Source organism: Nocardia bovistercoris (assembly GCF_015674855.1).
In the GTDB taxonomy this organism is placed as follows: Bacteria; Actinomycetota; Actinomycetes; order Mycobacteriales; family Mycobacteriaceae; genus Nocardia; species Nocardia bovistercoris.
On record NZ_JADMLG010000003.1, the window covers coordinates 203552 to 223929 of the forward strand.

The 20378-nt window shown below is 69.0% G+C and carries 22 protein-coding genes; 12 read left to right on the forward strand and 10 right to left on the reverse strand.

The annotated features are described in order from the left end of the window. Positions 1 to 12 precede the first annotated feature (12 nt). Complete coding sequence (locus IT779_RS08955) at positions 13 to 1191, forward strand: aminotransferase class V-fold PLP-dependent enzyme (RefSeq protein ID WP_232541576.1); 1179 nt, start codon at positions 13 to 15, stop codon at positions 1189 to 1191. On the opposite strand, the gene IT779_RS08960 is transcribed toward IT779_RS08955, so the two are convergent. The 3 genes from IT779_RS08960 to IT779_RS37585 all read right to left on the reverse strand — a co-directional run bounded on the left by IT779_RS08960 (position 1160) and on the right by IT779_RS37585 (position 3475). Beyond that, on the reverse strand, positions 1160 to 2233 hold the full coding sequence (locus IT779_RS08960; protein ID WP_196148750.1) for an NAD(P)H-dependent amine dehydrogenase family protein: 1074 nt from the start codon (positions 2231 to 2233) through the stop codon (positions 1160 to 1162). The genes IT779_RS08955 and IT779_RS08960 overlap by 32 nt on opposite strands. Next, on the reverse strand, positions 2230 to 3024 hold the full coding sequence (locus IT779_RS08965; protein ID WP_196148751.1) for an SDR family oxidoreductase: 795 nt from the start codon (positions 3022 to 3024) through the stop codon (positions 2230 to 2232). Before IT779_RS08965 ends, IT779_RS08960 begins: the two co-directional genes overlap by 4 nt. Positions 3025 to 3331: 307 nt before the next feature. Continuing rightward, a complete protein-coding gene (locus tag IT779_RS37585; RefSeq protein WP_232541577.1) occupies positions 3332 to 3475 on the reverse strand; it encodes a hypothetical protein in 144 nt (47 codons plus the stop codon). 87 nt (positions 3476 to 3562) lie between these two features. On the opposite strand from IT779_RS37585, the gene IT779_RS37590 reads away from it, so the two are divergent. Continuing rightward, positions 3563 to 4405, forward strand: coding sequence for a helix-turn-helix domain-containing protein (locus IT779_RS37590; RefSeq protein WP_332838727.1), 843 nt, complete (start codon positions 3563 to 3565; stop codon positions 4403 to 4405). Positions 4406 to 4408: 3 nt separating this feature from the next. Here the strand turns inward: IT779_RS37590 and IT779_RS08975 are convergent, their stop codons facing one another. Together IT779_RS08975 and IT779_RS08980 are read right to left on the reverse strand one after the other, a co-directional pair. Next, positions 4409 to 4924, reverse strand: coding sequence for a hypothetical protein (locus IT779_RS08975; protein ID WP_196148753.1), 516 nt, complete (start codon positions 4922 to 4924; stop codon positions 4409 to 4411). Between the two features lie 699 nt (positions 4925 to 5623). Then, positions 5624 to 6232, reverse strand: a complete 609-nt coding sequence (locus IT779_RS08980; RefSeq protein ID WP_196148754.1) for a TetR/AcrR family transcriptional regulator — start codon at positions 6230 to 6232, stop codon at positions 5624 to 5626. Positions 6233 to 6351: 119 nt separating this feature from the next. On the opposite strand from IT779_RS08980, the gene IT779_RS08985 reads away from it, so the two are divergent. After that, positions 6352 to 7188, forward strand: coding sequence for an SDR family NAD(P)-dependent oxidoreductase (locus IT779_RS08985; RefSeq protein WP_196148755.1), 837 nt, complete (start codon positions 6352 to 6354; stop codon positions 7186 to 7188). 100 nt (positions 7189 to 7288) lie between these two features. Then, on the forward strand, positions 7289 to 7765 hold the full coding sequence (locus tag IT779_RS08990) for a thioredoxin family protein (protein WP_196148756.1): 477 nt from the start codon (positions 7289 to 7291) through the stop codon (positions 7763 to 7765). Positions 7766 to 7772: 7 nt separating this feature from the next. On the opposite strand, the gene IT779_RS08995 is transcribed toward IT779_RS08990, so the two are convergent. Beyond that, entirely contained in the window at positions 7773 to 8678 is a 906-nt protein-coding gene (locus tag IT779_RS08995) for a hypothetical protein (protein WP_196148757.1), read from the reverse strand. A 103-nt stretch (positions 8679 to 8781) separates the two neighbouring features. Here IT779_RS08995 and IT779_RS09000 point away from each other — a divergent pair, with 103 nt between their 5' ends. The 4 genes from IT779_RS09000 (at position 8782) to IT779_RS09015 (ending at position 11756) form a co-directional block, all read left to right on the forward strand. Next, the gene (locus IT779_RS09000; protein ID WP_332838728.1) at positions 8782 to 9411 is read left to right on the forward strand and encodes a maleylpyruvate isomerase family mycothiol-dependent enzyme; all 630 of its coding nucleotides are present in this window, start codon (positions 8782 to 8784) and stop codon (positions 9409 to 9411) included. 63 nt (positions 9412 to 9474) lie between these two features. After that, entirely contained in the window at positions 9475 to 9990 is a 516-nt protein-coding gene (locus IT779_RS09005; RefSeq protein WP_196148759.1) for a DinB family protein, read from the forward strand. Between the two features lie 132 nt (positions 9991 to 10122). Then, positions 10123 to 10515, forward strand: coding sequence for a hypothetical protein (locus tag IT779_RS09010; RefSeq protein WP_196148760.1), 393 nt, complete (start codon positions 10123 to 10125; stop codon positions 10513 to 10515). Between the two features lie 650 nt (positions 10516 to 11165). Then, positions 11166 to 11756 (forward strand): TetR family transcriptional regulator, encoded by a 591-nt coding sequence (locus IT779_RS09015; RefSeq protein ID WP_196148761.1) that lies wholly within the window; start codon positions 11166 to 11168, stop codon positions 11754 to 11756. Positions 11757 to 11852: 96 nt separating this feature from the next. Here the strand turns inward: IT779_RS09015 and IT779_RS09020 are convergent, their stop codons facing one another. After that, positions 11853 to 12524, reverse strand: coding sequence for an HAD family hydrolase (locus IT779_RS09020; RefSeq protein ID WP_196148762.1), 672 nt, complete (start codon positions 12522 to 12524; stop codon positions 11853 to 11855). A 198-nt stretch (positions 12525 to 12722) separates the two neighbouring features. Between IT779_RS09020 and IT779_RS09025 the strand changes: the two genes are divergently transcribed. Then, positions 12723 to 13394 (forward strand): PaaI family thioesterase, encoded by a 672-nt coding sequence (locus IT779_RS09025; RefSeq protein WP_196148763.1) that lies wholly within the window; start codon positions 12723 to 12725, stop codon positions 13392 to 13394. A 4-nt stretch (positions 13395 to 13398) separates the two neighbouring features. Here the strand turns inward: IT779_RS09025 and IT779_RS09030 are convergent, their stop codons facing one another. From IT779_RS09030 to IT779_RS09040, 3 genes are read right to left on the reverse strand one after another with little or no spacing between them, the layout of a single operon-like run. Continuing rightward, on the reverse strand, positions 13399 to 14562 hold the full coding sequence (locus tag IT779_RS09030) for a sulfotransferase family protein (protein ID WP_196148764.1): 1164 nt from the start codon (positions 14560 to 14562) through the stop codon (positions 13399 to 13401). Positions 14563 to 14582: 20 nt separating this feature from the next. Further along, positions 14583 to 15359 carry an SDR family oxidoreductase gene (locus tag IT779_RS09035; RefSeq protein ID WP_196148765.1) on the reverse strand — a complete coding sequence of 259 codons (777 nt, stop codon included), beginning with the start codon at positions 15357 to 15359 and terminating at the stop codon, positions 14583 to 14585. Beyond that, complete coding sequence (locus IT779_RS09040) at positions 15359 to 16522, reverse strand: hypothetical protein (RefSeq protein WP_196148766.1); 1164 nt, start codon at positions 16520 to 16522, stop codon at positions 15359 to 15361. The genes IT779_RS09035 and IT779_RS09040 overlap by 1 nt, the downstream gene beginning before the upstream one ends. A gap of 83 nt (positions 16523 to 16605) precedes the next feature. On the opposite strand from IT779_RS09040, the gene IT779_RS09045 reads away from it, so the two are divergent. From IT779_RS09045 to cysC, 3 genes are read left to right on the forward strand one after another with little or no spacing between them, the layout of a single operon-like run. Continuing rightward, on the forward strand, positions 16606 to 17517 hold the full coding sequence (locus tag IT779_RS09045; protein ID WP_196148767.1) for a helix-turn-helix domain-containing protein: 912 nt from the start codon (positions 16606 to 16608) through the stop codon (positions 17515 to 17517). A 25-nt stretch (positions 17518 to 17542) separates the two neighbouring features. Beyond that, on the forward strand, positions 17543 to 18475 hold the full coding sequence (cysD, locus tag IT779_RS09050) for a sulfate adenylyltransferase subunit CysD (RefSeq protein WP_196148768.1): 933 nt from the start codon (positions 17543 to 17545) through the stop codon (positions 18473 to 18475). Continuing rightward, a complete protein-coding gene (cysC, locus tag IT779_RS09055; protein WP_196148769.1) occupies positions 18475 to 20307 on the forward strand; it encodes an adenylyl-sulfate kinase in 1833 nt (610 codons plus the stop codon). Before cysD ends, cysC begins: the two co-directional genes overlap by 1 nt. Positions 20308 to 20378: the final 71 nt, after the last annotated feature.

Sequence of the window (20378 nt, forward strand, 5' to 3'; positions counted from 1 at the left end):
AGGCGCTGGACGATGGCCGCTGTCGACTTCCATGCTGGATTCATGGGCTTCTCCACATCATCCACCCGTGCGCTGTCCTCGCTCGCGCCGAGTGAATTCGTCACCGAGACCACGTATCTGAACACCGCGTCGTTCGGCCTGCCCGCCGCGAGCACATTGGTCGAGCTCGATGCCGCCACTGCGCGGTGGGCGGCGGGGCGAGGCGGGGCGACGATGGCCGACGAGCACGTCGAACCGTTGCGGGAAGCGTTCGCGCGGTTGATCGTCGGTGCGTCGGCCGACGATATCGGGATCGGGAATACGGCGGCGGGGATGCTCGGGCCGGTGGTGGCGGCGCTGCCACCGGGGGCCGAGGTGCTGATTCCGGAGGGCGAGTTCACCTCGGTGTCACTGCCTTTCGTGCACCGAGGAGATCTGACGGTACGTTTCGCGCCGCTGCACCAGCTGGCCGAAGAGGTGCGGCCGGAGACGGCACTGGTGGCGCTCAGCGTGGTGCAGTCGGCCGACGGGCGGGTCACCGATCTGTCGGCGCTGCGGGCCGCGACCCGCGCCGCCGACGCCGAGCTTCTGGTCGACGCCACCCAGGCCGCGGGGTGGTTGCCGCTGCGTTTCGCCGACGCCGACTACTGGGTGTGCGCGACCTTCAAATGGTTGATCGGCGCACGCAGCGTCGCCTTCTTCGCGGTGTCACCCGAACGCGCCCACCGGATCCGGCCAGTGTCGCCGGGTTGGTACGCGACCGAGGATCGGTGGTCGCAGCTGTATCATCCCGGGGCACTGGCAGATTCGGCCCGCCGATTCGACACCACCCCGGACTGGTCGGGAGTGGTCACGGCGAGATCGGGTCTGCGCCTGATCGAAGACCTGACCGTCGACGCGATCCACGCGCACGATCTCGCACTGGCCGAGCGTTTCCGCACCGGCCTGACCGACCTCGGACACACACCGGTGCCGGGCGATTCGGCGATCGTGTCGGTACCGGGCACTATCGAGGCCGAGGAGCGACTGCGGGCAGCGGATATCGTCGCAGCCGCCCGCGGCGGCGCACTGCGTTTCGCCTTCCACCTCTACAACAGCGCCGACGACGTCGACCGCGCACTTCGGGTGCTCGGGGCGCGGGTGTCACCGATACCGCGCCGGGGGTGCTGGACTCGCGGATCTAGCCGACACCGCGTTGGGCGGGGGCGGTGATGAGGGGGATGTCGAGGGCCGTGAGGATGCCGGGGCGGGCGGCGACCACGGCGGGGATGGCGTTGACGATGCGCATGCCGGTGGCGACCAGGGTGGCGACGTTGTGGTCGCCGCGTGGGCTGGAGGTGACCAGGTCGAGGGCGTAGCCGGGGTCGCCGGTGATCTCCACGCGGTAGGAGCCCTCGGGGTGGGCGGGTTGCGGCCATTCGGGGCACAGGTCGGGGCGCAGGCGGGTGATGTGCTCGACCGCGGTGACCACCCGGTCGCCGACCATGCCGCGCACCTCGAATCGCAGTGCGGCGGCGGTGCCTTCGGCGATGCGGCCGGTCGCGATGTCGAAGGATTCGGGGGCGGGCACTCGTTCGTAGACCTCGGTGACCTGGTCGAGGGTGACCCCGATCCCGGCCGCGAGCTGGCGCACCGCACCGCCCCAGGCCAGCGAAAGCACACCCGGCTGCAACAGCATCGGCACCTCGTCCAGCGGGCCGCCGAATCCCATGATGTCGAACATGACGGCGCGGTTGTCGTAGCTGGCGTAGTCGACGATCTCCAGGCAGCGCACCTGGTCGACGCGCAGGCAGGTGCCCGTCAGCGCGAGCGGCAGCAGGTCGTTGGCGAATCCGGGATCGATGCCGTTGACCCACAGCGACGCGCCACCCGCCTCGGCGGCCGCGCGCACCGGCCCGAGCAGGTCCTCCGGCAGCACGCCGAACGGGTATTGGAAGAAGACCGGCGCGCACGCCACCACATTGATGCCCGCGCTCAGCAGACGCTTCAGGTCCTCGATCGCCTCCATGAGCCGGTTGTCGGTCATCGAGCAGTACACGACGCAGTCCGGCCGCGCGGCCAGGATCGCGTCCGCGTCCTCGGTGGCGACGACGCCGACCGGATCGACACCGGCCAGTTCACCGGCGTCGCGGCCCGCCTTGGCCGGACCGGACACCCACACGCCCGCCAGTTCCAGCTCGGGATGCGCGATCACCCCCGCGAGCGCGTGCTTGCCGACATTGCCGGTGCCCCACTGCACCACGCGAAGAGTCATGCCAGGTCTCCGATCGGGAGGTCGAGGTTGGGGGCGACGAGTCCGCCGTCGGGTTCGAGCACCTTGCCCGTGAGGTACTTGCCCGCGGGCGAGACGAGATAGAGGGCGGCGGCCGCGATGTCCTCGGGTTCGCCGAGCGCGCCGAGCGGAGTCTTGGATTCGAGTTCGGTGCGCATCGCGTCGTTGCTCGCGACGATCTCGAGCGCCGAAGTGCGAATCGAGCCGGGGGCGATGGCGTTGACCCGGATGCGTGGATTCAGGTCGAGGGCGGCGAGCCGGGTGTAGTGCGCGAGCGCTGCTTTCGCGGTGCCGTAGGCGGCGAACGCTCGACCGGGCAGGCGACCCATGGTGGAGGTGATGTTCACGATCGAACCGCCGCCAGCGGTGGCGAGGATGTGCGGGACCGCCGCGCGCACCAGCGCGTGCGCGGTGCCGACATTGAAGTCGAAGGCGTCGGCCATGGCTTTCGGGGTGGTGTCGAGCAGCGGGCACGGCATGGCGCCGCCGACATTGTTGACCACGATGTCGAGCCTGCCGAACCGTTCGACGGCGACGTCGGCCAGACTCGCGACGGTGTCGACATCGCCGAGGTCGGCGGCGACCGTGTGGGCGGTGCGGCCGACAGCGGCCACTTGTGCGGCGACCTCGTCGAGCTGGGCGGCGGTGCGAGCCGCGATCACCACGTCGGCGCCCGCTTCGGCGAAGGCGACGGCGATGGCGCGGCCCAGACCGCGACCCGCGCCGGTGACGACGGCTACTTTGTCGTCGATACGAAATCTGTCCAGGATCATGCGCTCCACCCATCCCGGCGACGAATATTCGACACCGCATGTCGTATATTCGGCATCGTAGGAGTGCGCACCGAGCAAGCACAAGGGGTCGCAGCCAATGGGCCACAGCACGACGGGACACAGTCGCACGGGCGACACCGACTCGAAGGACGGCCGATCGGATCACGAGCGGTCCGACGATGGTCGAGGCGTTCACGGTCGGATAGAGCCCGGCCGACCGAACTACGACCGGGTCGAGCACAGCCGAACCGACCACGATCGACCGGACCACGACCGGGTCGATCACGGTCGAGCCGATTACCGCCGATTAGATGACGATCGGATAGATGACGATCGGATAGATGACGGTCGAGCAGATCACGGCCGAGCCGACCGTGATCAGCTGGAGCACAGCCGAACCGACCACGCCGAGACCGACCACAGCTGGACGGATCGGGGCCAGGCTGGTCACGGTCGAAGCGGTCTCGGGACTACAGCGCGTGGCCGCACGGACACGGCCGAGGTCGACCGCTCCCCTTCGCCACCGACCCGGCGGGTCGTGGAGATCGTGCAACTGCTGGCCACTGCGACCGAACCGCTCTCGGTCGCGAGCGTCGCCGACCGCCTCGACATCGCGCGCGCGACCGCGACGGCGATCCTGGCGGAACTCGACTCGGCGGGCTGGGTGGTGCGCGTCCCCCGTCGCGGCTACCGACTCCGCAGCGCACTCACCGGGCTGACCGGAACGCCGCTGCCCGCGAGCGTCGGCGACATCCTGACCGCGCTCACCACCCGCACCGGCTGCGGCGCGACCCTGAGCCGCATCGCACCGGATCGGCTCACCGTGCTCGAAGTCCGCCACGGACCCGATCGCGTGGTGCCCGGCATCCCGGTCGGCCACCGCATTCCGCTGCGCTTCCCGGCGGGGGCAGGTGTCATGCCGTGGCGGGTGGCCGCCGAACAGAACGCCTGGCTGGCCGCGGCCGCGGAATCCGATCGGCGCGGGGCGGGCGCCTTGTTGAATCTGGTCCGAGCACGGGGTGTGGCGGTGTTCCGTCCGCGCGCCGACGACACCGGCATGGTCGATCTACTCGTGGATCTGCTCGGGTCGGCGGGAACCGAACTGCTGCAATCGAATCTGCGGAATCGAGCGCTGCTGCAACTGGCGGAACTCACCGCGCGCCCTTACACCGCCGCCGAACTCGATTCCGACGAAGTACTGCCGCTGAGCTATCTCGCCGCACCGGTTTTCGACGCGAGCGGATCGGCCGCCTACGAGGTGCAACTCGGTCCGTTGCGCAGCTCGACGACCAGATCCGAACGCGACGGCTTCATCGCAGCGACCCGCGCGGCAGCCGAATCCCTCACGGCCGCAGGGATATCGGGCACCGCCCAGGCGTAACTCTCAGGTATGACTCCAAATAGGCACGGCGCGTTCCTCCGGCACCGCCCAGCGCCGGTCGAACAGCCAGACCATGCCATCGCCCGCGGCGGCCATCCGGAAGGCGAGCGCCTCACCGAAGACCGCACCGAGTCCACGCGCGTCGGTCTTGCCCATCTCGAGGTAGACGACTTGCGTGGCGCGGGCCAGCCGGGCACGCACCCGGTCGGGACCCGGCCCGATGGCCGCGGGCAGCCGGTCCGAGAGCACCTCGGCGATGTCGTTCTCCGCCGCCGCGCCGGTCACCGCCCTGATCTGTAGATGCGGCCCGGCAGGCTTCCACCGCACTTCGATCTCGGCGCCGTGGCGCTCGATCCGAAGATTGGGGGTCGCCGTCTCCAGGGCGCGCGCGGCCTCTTCGTCGGTGTCGAAGACCGCTTCCGCGAGGGGCCGCAGATCCACGGCCGCCAATTCCTCGCGCATATCCTTCACATCGAGTTCGATGCGACTTTCGCAGTACACGCTGATCCACTCCGCCACGGGCACACCGTACCCCGCGGCGCACACCGGCACCGTTTTCGTGACATAGTCGTATATCACTATCGCCCAACGGAATTCATCGGATGAGCGGTGCATCTGCACGTACGTTCGGACTGCGGGAACAGGTGCGGACAGCCCTCGCGAACCCGGTGACCTGGCGAAATCCAGCCTTCGACGTCGAATTCGATATTGCTACGGATATCGCGCGTCACGACCGGAACGGCGTGGCGATCGGCGCGTCGTGCCGTGAAGAATTACGGTCCAGGGGGCTTGACAATCGCTCCGCGAGAATCCGCCCGGTTCGTACCATTCGGCGCCGGCGGCGCGACGCCCGCGAACACGGAAGCAACCAGTGTCTCATCCCGACGTCCGCGCCGCCACGGGGACCGCCGGGCAACCCACACGGCGAATACGCGAAAGTCGCCACGCTTGTATACGGCGACGGAAACCGTGGAGCGACAACGGGTAGTAACGCGCCGAACCACCGAAAACCGTTCCAGTACAAACAGATCGCGACTACCCACGAGGCCGGGGAGTGCGTAGTCGGTGACATCTCCGGTCACCACATCGGGTATCCGCGCGATGTGGGCCTCGCGGCGACAGCTCACCGTCGAGGATCTCGCACTAACCCCCGGGATCCGACCCACTCGCACACCGCGTCGATCCGCGCGATCCCGAGGACGCGGGGCGCCTGCTCGCTTACCGCGGGCGCACTCGGTCGGTCTCGGGCGACGCCGGGCGAGTGATCGCGCGCACCATGTCCGCGACCAGCCCCCTGGTCTGTTCCACATCGGCCGCACCCAGCGCGGGGGCGGCGACCACGACCCGCATCACCCCGAGTCCGAGCAGCAGCGCGCCGACCATTTCCGCGCGCAGAGCGGCGTCGGATCCACCGAGGCGTTCGGCGAATTCCCGCAGGTAGTCCTCGCACAGTCGGCTGCGCAGCTGGTCGCGGACGGATTGCAGGCCCGAGGAGCGCAACATCGCCAACAACGGATGTTCGCCGCCGAATTCGGGCCATTCGTCGAAGACCACTTCGCGCAGCAGTTCGTCGGCGATGTGCACGACGGGGCGGTGCGGGTCGGCGTGCGCGGCGCGCGGGATCTCCACCCGCATGGCCTCGGCGTAGAGCTTTTCCTTCGCGCCGAAGTAGCGGAACAGCAGCGCCGGGTCGACGCCGACGTCGGCGGCGATATCGCGCACCTTGGTGGCCTCGAATCCGTTGCGGGCGAATCGGATGCGCGCGGCATCGAGCAGTGCGGCGCGGGTCGCGACCCGGTCGCGGCGGCGCGGTGGGGCGTCGGTCATCCTGTCACCCTAAGTCATCAGTTGTTGACTTGTCGTGCGCGGCGTTCCTAACGTCTCCCCCATCCGGCCGCGCAGCCCGCGGCGACATTCCGGAAGCGTTCCAGGAGAGGCGATTCACCATGCGCACCTACGTGATCACCGGCGGCACCGACGGCATCGGCAAGGGCCTCGGCCTGCGCCTGCTCGCCCGCGGCGACCGGGTCTTCGCCGTCGCGAGCGGCGCCGAGAAGGGCGCGGCCTTCCTGCGCGATGCCGAGGCGATCGACGCCGGGGAACGCGCGCACTTCCTGCGCGCGGACCTGAGCACCCTCGCAGGCATGCGGGCGGTCCCGCAGCGGGTCGGCGAACACAGCGACACCGTGGACGGACTCGTCTTCGGCGCTCAACGCTTCCGTCCGCGCCGCGAGGAAACCGTCGACGGCTTCGAATTCACCTTCGCGCTCGGCTATTTGAGCCGCTACGTCCTCGGACACGCGTTCGTCCCCGCGCTGGAGCGGGCCGCGGCGCCGGTGATCATGAGTGTCGCCGGTTCCGGCGGCCTGCCCGGCACCATCTTCTGGGACGACCCGCAACTGCGGTCCGGCTATCGCGGTATGCGGGCGGCCATGCAGGCTTCACGCTGCATCGACCTGCTCGGCGTGCGGTTCCCGCACCGCCACCCCGGCGCACGCACCCGCTATGTGCTCTACAACCCGCTGTTCACCCGCACCGCGATGGCCGATCCGCTGCCGACCGTGCCGCGCCTGATCAGCAAGGCCGCCGCGACCCTCTTCGCCCAGCCGGTGTCCGAGGCCGTCGTGCCCATTCTCCGACTCGTGGACGAGCCGCCTGCCGAAGCCGTCAGCGCCTTCCGCCGACGCACGCCGATCCCGTTGACCGGCAGGAACTTCGACCCCGAGTCCGCGAGCAGACTGGACGCGCTCACCGCGACACTGCTCGGCGAACCGCGGGTTTGACGCGAATCCTCGCCTTCCCGAAATCGTGGTCGCGTGCGAAGATTCGGGGTTGTTCGAGCGTCGAGACACGGCGCGAACCGGACGCCCACGGAGGGAACCGATGTCGACACTCACGCTGACCAGCGACAACTTCGCAGAGATCGTCAACCGCAACGCGATCGTGCTCGTCGACTGGTGGGCGGGCTGGTGCGGACCGTGCCGTCAGTTCGCGCCGGTTTACGAGGCGTCCTCGAACGAGCACCCCGAGATCGTGTACGGCAAAGTCGACACCGAGGCCGAACCGGAACTGACGGCCATGGCCCAGGTCGACCGCTTCCCCACCCTGATGGCGTTCCGCGAGGGCATCATCGTCTTCTCCCAGCCGGGATTCCTGCACGCCGCCGCCTTGGAGGAGGTCGTACAGCACATCCGCTGGCTCGACATGGACGCCGTGCGCGCCGCCGCCGAACAGTCCGACTCGGGCGCGCGGGACTCGGTCCCCGCGCATATCGATGCGGCGACGGCGGCGGTACCGGCCGCACGCGTACTCGCGGGGCCTGCGACCGGACCGGTCACCTACGGCTGGCCGGGTTTGTGAGGCGCGCTCACCCTTCGCGGTCGTCGGACTCACGATCGGCGGATCCACGGCCTGCGGATTCGCGATCGTCGTACTCGCGGCCGACGGACTCGTAGGTTTCGGGATCGAGGGCAAGCAGCGCGTCCAGGCGCGCGAAGGGATCACCTGCGTCGAAATCGGCCGATTCCCAGTCGGTCGACCCGGCCCGCTCGGCCGCGATACGCCGCACATCGGGCTCCAGCGCGCTCGACTCCACCGTCTCCGCACCGCTCGATTCGAAGGCAGCGGGATCAACGGCAAGCAGCGCGTCCAAGCGCGCGAAGGGGTCCGAGGTGTCGCATGCGGCGTTGTCGAGCATGGCAGCGTCCGAACCGGACCGCTCGTGTCGACCGGTCGGGAGCATTCCGGTGGGTGTGGATCGCTCGATCTCGCCCAACTCGGCGGACCTTCCCGAGTCGGCGAACTCCGTCACGCTCGGTGTCTCGGCATCCGCGAGCAGCGCGTCGGCACGGGTGAGCGCATCGTCGAGCGCGCCCGTCATGAGTTCAACCACATCGAATCCGTCCAGCAGATCGGCGAGTTCGCCGCGCACGGCTTCCAGTTCGGCAACGGCGGGATCGACCCGTGACCAGACCACCCGCTCGCACCACCACGGGTCGCGATCGATCCAGGCGAAGAGGATGTCGCGCAGCATGATCGCGTCACCGGTGTAGAGCTCGAATTCGTCGGCGTCGGGGCCGCAGCGGTGGGTGAGCCGGAACATCTCGCCGGGCAGTAGGCGCGCCGTGATCCACTCGTCCGGACCGCGCGCCACCTCGAGATGCGGCTCGCGCCGTGCCGCGCCGTCGAACAACTCGTCCAGTACCGGTTCGGTCAGCGCGGGCAGTTCGGATCCGTCCTCGGTGCGGATCCGGATACCGGATTCCTCGCTCACCGCGACCAGTGTGCCGCATCGACCACACCGCCTGCGCGGCGACCGATGAATGGCGGCTCCGAATACCGTCCGATCGGGTGGGGACCACGACGAGAGGACAACTGTGACCGAAACCGAGATCCGCGAGCAGATCGCGGCGCAACGCGGTGAACTGGCCGATCTGCTCGACGAGCTCGACGCGCGGGATTGGGCGGCGCCGAGCCTGTGCGAGGGCTGGCGGGTCAGGGAGGTGCTCGCCCACATGACCATGCCGTTCCGGCTGTCCACACCACGTTTCGTACTCGACATGATCACCGCGCGCGGCAATTTCGACCGCATGGCCGATCGCGCGGCCCGCCGCGACACCTCGACCCGCACCGACGCCGAACTGCTGGCATGCCTGCGCGAGAACGCCGACCATCCGTGGAAACCGCCGGGCGGCGGTTTCGCGGGCGCGCTGAGTCACGATGTCATCCACGGGCTCGACATCACCGTCGCCCTCGGCATCGACCGGGTGGTGCCGCCCGAACGAATGCGCCACGTTCTCGACGCGAATTCCGCGCGCAGTGTCCGATACTTCGGCGTCGATCTGCGCGGCGTCGAATTGCGGGCCGACGACATCGACTGGACCTACGGCTCCGGGGCGCCGCTGACGGGTCGCGCTCAGGATCTGCTGCTCGTGCTCTGCGGTCGCCGCCTGCCGCCCGGTCACCTGCGCGGCGCGGCGGCGTGGCGGTTCACCAGGGAGGCCTGAATCCGCCCCGGCCGCCGGGAAATTCGGAGGAGTTCGACGCGGCGTCCGACTACCCTCACAACGGTGACCTGGACGGCTCCGCGGGTCGAGCGAGGTCCGGCGCCCACGCTCGGCGACGAACGCACCCTGCTGCGCGGCTGGCTCGATCACCATCGGGCGACGTTGCTGTCGAAATGCGCCGGGCTCGACGCCGACCAGCTGCGGTCGCGTCCGGTGCCACCTTCGCGATTGAGCCTGCTGGGGTTGGTCCGCCACCTCGCCGAATGCGAGCGCGGCTGGTTCCGCATCGCCGCGGCGGGTGTGCGGCTGGACTATGTCTACTGTTCGGAAGCGGATCCGGACGCCGACTTCGACAATGTCGACGCCGCCGAACCGGAGGCGGATCTCACGCGCTATCGCGAGGAGATCGCCGCCGCCGATCGCGCGATGGAAGGACTGGCACTCGATCACATCTTCGTCTTCGCCGACCGCTCCTACACCGTGCGCTGGGTCTATCTGCACATGATCGAGGAGTACGCGCGCCACAACGGCCACGCCGATCTGCTGCGCGAACGCATCGACGGCGTCACCGGTCGCTGAGCGCCCCGAACCGGGGATCTACCCGCGGTTTCGCCACGAACTCCGGCGATGGGCTGGATGATGGGCCGCAGTGGCGCACGCGCGCCGTCCGAGTTCGTGACCGCTCCGTCCCACCGTACGGAAGGAACGAAGATGCTCGCTCGCACTCGCTTGGCCGCCGCACTGACCGGCTCCGCCGCCGCCCTCGTGTGCACCGCAGGCCCCGCGGCCGCCGCCGACACCGTCGACATCATCGGCGCGACCCTGACCGCGGTCGCCGCCGCCTACACCTGCGACGCCGCCGCGGGCGCCGTCGCGATCAAGGCCATGGCCGGTGATCCGTCCGCCGACCACGCGGCAGCACTCGGCGTCGGCGACCCCATCACCTGCGACGGCACCGAGAAGACCGCAACCATCACCCTCACCGCCGCCCCCGGCGAGGCGCCGTTGGCCGCTGGCGCTCTGGTACAGATCCGGGTCGCGCTGGTCGACCGAGCCGACATCGTCGTCGCAGGCCAAGCCAAGGTCTTCCCACTCCAAGGCTGAACGCCCACCCGCCTCATCTCGGTGCACCCGCAACCTCCACCGCCCGGTATCCAGCAATGCGCCTCCTCCCAAGCCCCACCCCACCCCAAGGGAGCGAGTCCGACGAGCAACAATTCGCAGCCACCTCAAACCCAAACACCACCAGCGGTACCCAGCAAGTCTCCTTCCAAGCCCCCACCCATCCCCGACGGGCACACCCAAAACCCGCAACATCCCCACCAACCCAGCCCCGTCGGGAGCGAGCCCGACGAGCGACGGTTCACGCCCGTCCCACGCCCCAGCGGTCGAGACGATGCGACGCAGGAGCAAGTATCGACCGCTGGGACGCGAGACCCCCAGGGCCGCGAACCCGCGGCGCCGAAGGCGACGCCAATAAACACAGCCCGCAGGCGAGTGGTATTCGAGTCCACCGCGTCGAGTTCGAATTCCAGCAGGAATCGGGCGAACAGGTGACCGCCACGCAGGGCGAGTCGACGCGGCGGTTCGGCGACGTCGAGGACGAATCCGGCGGGAACGGTGCGCGGATCAGCCGGGTCGCGACACACGACCCGCAGCAGTGCCGCCCAGACCCGCTCCCGGTCGACGGCGACAGACCTGGCATGCTCATCGATATAGGGCAACCGCTCCATATAGAAGGAACGTACTAGTACATGGCGCCTCCCCGCAAGCACGACACCGACGCGATCCTCGACGCGGCACGCACCCTAGTCCTCGAAGCGGGACCGCGCGCCGCGAGCGTCGCCGCCATCGCCGCCGCCAGCGGCGCCCCCGTCGGCACCCTCTACCACCGCTTCGGCAATCGCGACGGCGTGCTCACCGCGGTCTGGCTACGCGCGCTCGAACGCTTCCAAACCCTCGCCATGGCAGCCGCCACCGCTAACGACGACGCGCTCGAAGCGGGCGTCGCGATGGCATGCGCGAGCATCGAATTCGGCCGCCGCACCCCCGACGACGCCCGACTCCTGCTCGACCTGCGTCCGCGCGACCTGATCGACGCGGGCTCCGACAGCGAACTGGAACGCACCCGCGCCCGCATGAACGAGCCGCTCTACGACCAACTGCGCCGCGTCACCGCCGACCTGTGCGGGCGAGCGGGCGAACGCGAACTCGAGGCCGTGAGCCGAGCCGTCATCGACCTCCCGTACGCGGCGCTGCGCAGGCACGCCGCCGCACTACCCGACTGGCTCGACGCCGACCTCGCCACCGCCGCCCGCACCCTGCTCGAATCCTGCCGCCGCTGACCTATCGGCCACCACCAGGGCGGAGGCAGTTCATCGGGTCCGCCGACGCTGCCCGACCGGCTCGCCGCCGCCCGCACCCGGCTCGAATCCTGCCGCTCAGCTATCGGCCACCACAAGAGCGGGGGTCAACTCGTCGAGGCCATCGATGACGTGGGTGGCCAGCGTGCGAGCTTCCGGGTCGAGCGGATATTCCGGGCGCGGCGCCGCGATCACCCGCATACCGGCCGCGTGCGCGGCGCGAAGTCCGTTGCTGGAATCCTCCACCGCGGCGCAATCGGCAGCGTTCCTACGCAGCGCTCGCGCGACCGTGAGGTACACGTCGGGCGCGGGTTTGCCGCGCTCGACCTGCTCGGTGGACAACGTCACATCGAAGAATTCGATGAGGCCGGTGCGGCCGAGCACAGTGTCGATGAGCGCGCGCGGCGACGAACTGGCCAGCCCGAGCGGCCAATTCTGGCTCATCCGCTGCACGGCGTCCACCGCCCCCGCCAGCAACGGCACCGCACGGTCGTAATGCGCGGCCATCCGCTCGATCACCTCACGCGCCACCTGCTCCGCGGACCCGCCGACACCGAGCCCATCGGCGTCACGGTCCGCACTGAGATACCGCGACCACTCCCCCGTACTCATACCCATCAGCCGCTTCTGCGTATCCGGCAGCCACCGCCCGCCCTTCTCCGCCACATAGTCGCGACGCACCTGCTCCCACACGGGCTCGGAATCGATCAGCACACCGTCCATATCGAAGACGACCGCCGTGATACGCATCGGTACAACGCCTTTCGCAGGCCGCGGGCTCGCGCGGCGTCCGATGCGGGCCGGCTGTCGCACCGACGCCGCGGGGGAGGTTCGCACACTCTGGTGGCGCGACGGATATCCAGCGTAGGTCACGGCGCACGCACGGTGTGACCGGTACGACGGGTACCGCGCTGGGGCATTCGACCGGCTACCGATAACTTGTTTCATATGAGTGAAGAGCAGAGCGGCGCCGCGCTACCCAGCGAGGAGCATCACGAGGGCGGCTTTCGGCCGACTCTGACCGATATCGTGGAGGCACAACGCTCGGCCGACACCTCGCGCGGCGGGCCGCATCTGGGGCCGCTGGTCGAGCAGATCCGTACGCTCATGGACCGAGCCCGGCTGCTGTCACCCTCCGACGATCTGGCTCTCGAAGCCATCGCGGCGCTGGAGAAGCTCAATGACCGGCTCACCGAGGGCGTTGTCGAGGAATGGGCGGCGCCTGCCTGGAGCAGGCACGATCTGCCCGCACGTGGCAATGTCACGCTACCGCCCTACACCCTCGAGAAGGTGCACCGCGACGGCGTGCTGAGTTCGGTGACCTTCCGCACCTTCCACCTCGGCGGCAATGCCGCGGCGCACGGCGGGCACATCGCGCTCGCCTTCGACGACCTCATGGGCATGGCGGCGGCGGTGCGTGCGGGCGCGGTCACCAGGACGGCGTCGCTGACCGTCGACTACCGGGCCATTACGCCGCTGGACAAGCCGCTGGCCCTGCGTTCGTGGGCCGAGCGGCAGGAGGGCCGCAAGGTCTTCGTGCGCGCCACCCTGCACGACGGCGAAACCCTGTGCGCCGAGGCCAACGGGCTGTTCATCGTGCTGAAGGTCGGCCAGCAGTAGCAGGTCAGCTGCCGGGGAAGTGCACGTCCCGGTAAGCGCCGAAACGCGCGTCGACCCGGTCGGCGGTGAGCCCGAAATCGTCGAGGGTGTACTTGTGCGCGGGCCGCGCGGCTCCCGTGGTGCTCTCGGAATGCATGGCGGTCATCGCCGCGCGCGCCCGTTCGTCGAAGGGCATGTCGAAGTCGCGGTAGATGCCTTCCACGGTGCCGATCGGGTCGGCGACGAAATCGTCGTAGTACACGTCGCGGAAGCGGGACGGATCGTGGCGCTGTCGGTCGGCGAGGAACCGCTCGGCTCCCCGCGCCCACAGGTCCAATTGTTCGGCGCCGAGGGTCGCGCCGCGGAACTTCTCCGACCAGCCCTGCGACGCCTTCTCGTTCAGGCTGCACACCGAGGCGATGATGGTGCGCGGGTCGCGGTGCATCTGGATGATCAGCGCGTCCGGATACACCTCGAAGATCGCGTCGAGGGCGAACAGGTGGCTCGGGTTCTTGAGCACCCAGCGCCGCCCCGCGTCGGGAAGGCCGATCAGCTGGAGGTTGCGGCGATGCCTGCGGTAGGCGTCGGTCCAGTCCTGTTCGCGCAGCCATTTCGAATAGCCGGGCACGTAGGCCAGGCATTCGTAGGACACCGACATGGCCGACTGCCGCAGCAACTGCCAGCACTCCTCGACCTGATCCGCCGAAATATGGTGCACCCCCATGAATTCCGGATTCTCGACGTGGTGTTTGGCGAAGGCGGCCTCGATCCGCTGGTAGACGGGATTCGCCGCCCAGGTCTCGCGCGGCGGACGCGGCTGCGGCATCTCGGTGAGCCACATCTCGAGACCTTGGTGCGCCGGGTCGGCGTTGAGCAGCCGGTGCACGGCCGTGGTGCCCGAGCGCGGCAGCCCGGTCACGAATACCGGCCGCTCGATCGCGACCTGCGCGTATTCCGGATTCGCGCGCCACGCCGCTTCGCTGAGCAGCCGCGCGACCAGCGCGCCGCGCAGGAAGGCGCGGTTGACCTTGTTCCCGAACGGCGTCAGCGCCGCGTCCTCGGCGTAGGAATCGAGCAGGACTCCGAGTCCTTCGCGGTATCCGGGATCGCCGAAATCGTCGAGGCCGACCACCTTGGTGGCCGAGGCGTGCAGGTCGTCGACCGTGCCGACGTCGTCTCTTCCGATCATGTCCGACATCTCTCCCGTGCTCAATGGTGGTATTCGCCGCAGTTGACGTCGAGGCAGGCGCCGGTGATCGCCCGCGCCATGGCGGAGGCGAAAAACACTACGGCGTCGGCGATCTCGTCGGGTTCGGGCAGCCTGCGCAGGTCTATGGTCGAAGCGGTCTCCGCGTACACCTGCTCGGAGGTGACGCCGCGCTGCTCGGCCAGGAAGTTGAAGTACCACTTCAAGTTGTCGGCCCAGATATAGCCGGGAGCAACGGAATTGACGCGGATGCCTTTGGGACCCAATTCGGTGGCGAGGCTCTGCGCGAGGGCGAGCAGACCGGATTTGGCCATCTTGTAGGGCCCGAAGGTGCGCCGCGAATGCCGCAGCACCGCCGAGTTGATCATCACCACCGATCCGGCGGTCTCGGTCAGCGCGGGCACGAACAGGCGCGTGAGGCGCAGGGCGGCAAGGACATTGGTTTCGAATCCGGCCCGCACCTGATCCAGTTCGACCTCGGCGAGATCGGTGATCGGCGGAATCGCGAAGGCATTGTTCACCAGCGTGTCCACGCGCCCGAAGGCCTCGGTCGCGGTGGCGACCAGATTCCGCACCGCCGCTTCGTCATCGATATCGGTGGGCACCACCACCGCGCGCCTCCCGAGTTTCTCGATCTCCTCGGCGACTTCGAGCAGCCGCGATTCGGTGCGCGCGGCCAACACCAGATCCGCGCCCGCCTCCGCGCTGCGCACCGCTATGGCGCGACCGAGTCCCGGTCCTACGCCCGAGACCACGACGACCTTGTCCGACAACAACATCAGCCGAGCATCCTTTCCGCGACGGCAACCTGCCTGGCGGCGATGCGCGCCTGCCACTCCTTCGGCGACACCCGCGCCTGCTCGTAGAACGGCAGGCGGTCGGGCAGTTCGTCGACCGCGACGATCTCGACGGTCGGCCCGTCCTTCGGTCCCATCTCGCGCGAGAGCCGCTGCCAGCGGAACTGGAGGTAGCCGCGGTCGTGCCCGGTGCGCTCGATCCAGTTGGCGAGTCCCGGATCGCGTTCGCTGACGACCAGCCGGATCATGCCGTCCTCGTCCACCCGCGCCTGATCGGCGGTCAGGCTGGTCTGGTGGTTGATGTAGTCCAGCGAGACATACCACATGCTGCCGAGCTGGAAGCCCTGGTAGGGCGCGTCGGATTCGGGCACGGTGATGATCATGGCCTGGTCGTCGGCGAGGTCGTAGTGGCCGACCGAGGAGTACTGGGTGGACAGTCCGCCGGGGGTCCGGCGCGGCTCGGTGAGGGTGTTGACCGGCAGATTCAGGTAGAACCACTTCGGAAAGGCCAGGAAGGTGTTCAGGCGTGAGGTGAGCATGCGGGCCGCGACCGCGTAGCGCTTGGCCATCAGGTCCTTGGTCAGCGGCGGCGGGGCATCGCCGATGCTGTCGACCCGCTGGATGCGGATCATGCCCGCCTTCTCGGTGGACCAGTCGCTGTGCACTTCCCGCACCACCAGCATCGCGGCGTCGGCGCCGAGCTGGACGTAGCCGGGGCGGGCGCGTTCGGGGCCGAAGCGGATCTCGTAGCTGCCGTCGGCGGCGATATCGAGGGCGCGGTCGTCGAAGGCGGTGAGGCTGTCGGGCACGTCGACCGGGGAGTAGTCGCCGTTGAGCACCTGGAAGCTGAGGTCGCGAGTACTGCCGCGCCTGCCGGTGACCACGTATTCGGCGTCGGGGCGCAGGTAGGAGTGGAAGTACAGGGTGTCCGGATTGTCGAGGCCCATCTTGGTGTACGGACCGGTGGACTGGACGAAGAACGGGAAGTCGCGCTCGTAGGCCCACGCCATCTGGATCGACGCGCGAATGCTGCCCGCGAGGTAGTCGTAGCCCTCGGTCAGATCCTGTTCGGTCTCGACATGCGGCGCCTCGGCGATGATCTGCTCCGCGGCGGCGATCGCCTCGGCGAACGGTTCGGTAAGCAAAAGACTCTCCCGATGGTCCATATATGTACCGATCTGGTACATTACGATGCGAGAAATATTAGAACTTGTTCTAGGAGTGGTCAATGACAGTCACCACGGCGGCGACTTCGGGCGTCGCGCGCAGATCCGCGCCGACCGCGCGTGTGGTGCAGATACTGGACTTCCTGGTCGAACAGCGCGGCAAGCGGTTCGGGCTGTCGGAACTGGCCCGCGAACTCGACCTCGCCAAGCCGACCTGCCTGGGCATACTCACCGAACTCACGGCGGCGGGCTACCTGATCCGCGATCCGGCCAACCTCACCTACGGACTCGGCCCCGCGCTCATCGCCGCGGGCCGGGTCGCGCAGGACAGCGTCGCGATCTCCGCGATCGCGCGGGTCGAACTCGAGCGGCTCAGCGAGCGTTATCGGACCACCTGCACCGCGTCGGCGCTGCTCGGCGAGCGGATCGCGGTCCTGGAGAGCACCGGCCCCGGCATGGTGAAGGTCGGCGCCTCCTACACCTTCGCGCCGCCGGTCGGGCTGATGTACGTGCTCTGGGACACCGACGCGGCCTTCGACGCCTGGCTGGCGACCCCGCCGACGGTCCCGCTGAACCAGGACGAGACGCGCCTGCGCCGCATCGTCGCCGACTGCCGTGAGCGCGGCTATCTGGTGGAGAGCCTGACCGCGGCGGGCAGGCGCCTCTACGCCGTTCTCGCCGGCGTCGCGGCCCGCGACATCCCCGACGAGCTGCGCGAACTCGTCGGCGAACTGGTGTCGAGCCTGGGTGAGCGGGTCTACCTCGGCAGCGACCTGCGGCCACGCAAGGAACATCCGGTGAGCCTGCTCGCCGCACCGACCTACGATGCCGACGGCAGGCAGAACATGGTGCTCACCATGTATGTCGGCCGCTCCATCACCGGGGCCGAGATCGAGCGCCGCGGCCGGGCGCTGGCCGCGGCGGCGGACGCCGTCACCGCGGCATCGGGTGGGCGTCACCCCGTTGACCAATGACCTGAACGTGTTCTAGTTTTATGAGGTGAGCCAGTACGCGAAGTCGACGGCGAACACCTACGAGCTGACGCATCTCGGCGCGCTCGAGGCCGAGTCGGCACACATATTCCGGGAAGTGGCGGCCACTTTCGAACGTCCCGTCCTGCTGTTCTCCGGCGGGAAGGACTCGGTGGTCATGCTGCACCTCGCGGCCAAGGCGTTCTGGCCCGCGCCGCCGCCGTTCCCGGTGCTGCACATAGACACCGGGCACAATTTCGACGAGATCATCGCCTACCGCGACGCCACCGTCGAGCGATTCGGCCTGCGCCTGCTCGTCGGCCGGGTCCAGGACGACATCGACGCGGGCCGGGTGGTCGAGGACACCGGCCCGCGCTCCTCGCGCAACCGCCTGCAGACCGCCACCCTGCTGCGCGCCATCCGCGAGGGCCGCTTCGACGCGGTCTTCGGCGGCGCGCGTCGCGACGAGGAGAAGGCGCGCGCCAAGGAACGGGTGTTCAGCTTCCGCGACGAATACGGTCAGTGGGAGCCGCGCAACCAGCGACCCGAACTGTGGAACCTCTACAACGGCAGACACCGCCCCGGCGAACACATCCGGGTGTTCCCGCTGTCGAACTGGACCGAACTCGACATCTGGAACTACATCGCCGCCGAAGACGTCGACCTGCCGCCGCTGTACTACGCGCACCGCCGCCCGGTGGTGCAGCGCGACGGAATGCTGTTGGCGCACACTCGATTCCTGCGACTCCTCGACGGCGAACAGCCCTACGAGGCCACCGTGCGCTTCCGCACCGTCGGCGATGCCACCTGCACCGGTTGCGTCGAATCCAGCGCGGCCACACCGCAAGAGGTCGTCGCCGAGGTCGCGGGCGCGCGCGTCACCGAACGCGGCGCCACCCGCGCCGACGACCGGATCTCCGAGGCGGGCATGGAAGATCGCAAGAGGGAGGGGTACTTCTGATGGGCACCCTGCTGCGCCTGGCCACTGCGGGCAGCGTCGACGACGGCAAGTCGACGCTCATCGGCCGCCTGCTCTACGACTCCAAGACGATCTTCACCGATCAACTCGCCGCCGTGGAACGCGCCAGCCGCGAACGCGGCGACGACTACCCGGATCTCGCGCTGCTCACCGACGGCCTGCGCGCCGAACGCGAACAGGGCATCACCATCGACGTCGCGCACCGCTATTTCGCCACGCCGCGACGCAAATTCATCGTCGCCGACACCCCCGGCCACATCCAGTACACCCGCAACATGGTGACCGGCGCGTCCACCGCCGACGTCGCGCTGATCCTGGTCGACGCGCGCAAGGGCGTGGTCGAGCAGACCAGGCGCCACGCCTTTCTCGCGAGTCTGCTCGGCATACCGCACCTGGTGCTGTGCGTGAACAAGATGGACCTGGTCGGCTGGTCGCAGGAACGCTTCGAGGAGATCCGTCGGGAATTCACCGGTTTCGCCAGCAAACTCGACGTGTCCGACCTGGCGTTCATCCCGGTCTCGGCGCTGCACGGCGACAATATCGTGCACCGGGGAGCGAGCATGCCGTGGTACGAGGGCACGCCGTTGCTGCACCACCTCGAACAGGTGCACATCGCCTCCGACCGCAACCTCATCGACGCCCGCTTGCCCGTGCAGTACGTGACCCGAAGGCACGTCGAGGATTTCCGCGGCTACGCCGGCACCATCGCGGGCGGCGTCTTCAAACCCGGTGACGAAGTGCTCGTGCTGCCTTCGGGACTCACCACCGAGGTCACCGCGATCTGGGGTCCCGGCGGCGTGCCGGTTGCCGAGGCGTTCCCGCCGCAGGCGGTCACCGTCCAACTCGCCGACGAACTCGACATCTCGCGCGGCGACCTGCTCTGCCGCCCCGCCAACCGCCCGCAAGTGGGGCGCGATCTTGACGCCATGGTCTGCTGGTTCGCCGAGGACTCCCGTCTCGCCGCGGGCGCCACCTACACCGTCCGGCACACCACTCGCACCGCCACCGCCGAGATCCGCAGCCTCGACTACCGTCTCGACGTCAACACCCTGCACCGCGACGAACACGCGGAAGCTCTGACGCTCAACGAGATCGGGCGCGTCCAATTGCGCACCCGCACACCGCTGCTCTTCGATCCGTACCGGCGCAACCGCACCACGGGAAGTTTCATCCTCGTCGACGACGCCACCGACAACACCGTCGCCGCGGGCATGATCCTCGGCCCGACCCTGCCCTCGGCGCGGGTGGTGTGGCACGCGACCGCCGTCGGCCGCGACGAACGCGCGACCCGCGGTCTCACGGTGTGGTTGACCGGGCTGTCCGGATCCGGGAAGTCCACCGTCGCCGTGGAATTGGAGCGGCGACTGGTGGCGAGCGGGCGTCCGGCCTTCCTGCTCGACGGCGACAATCTGCGCCACGGACTCAACTCCGACCTCGGATTCTCCGACGCCGACCGGGGCGAGAACATCAGGCGCGTCGGCGAAGTCGCCAAGCTGTTCGCCGAAGCCGGTGTGGTCGCCGTGGTTTCGCTCATCAGCCCGTTCGCCGCCGACCGCGATCGGGTCAGGGCCGCGCACGTGGCGGCGGGCATACCGTTCGTCGAGGTCTTCGTCGACACCCCGCTCGCGGTGTGCGAGGAACGCGACCCCAAGGGGATGTACGCCAAGGCGCGCGCCGGGGAGATCCGCGGATTCACCGGAATCGACGCGCCGTACGAGGCGCCGGTCGAACCCGACCTGGTGTTGCGGCCCGAACACGGCGATCCGGCCGCCATGGCCGCGGTCGTGCTCGGACTGCTGTCCGACCTCGACTGAGCCGATCCGCCACGACACCGAGCGCGCCCCGACGACACCGGACCGGGCCGGGCGGCATCGGACCGAGCGGT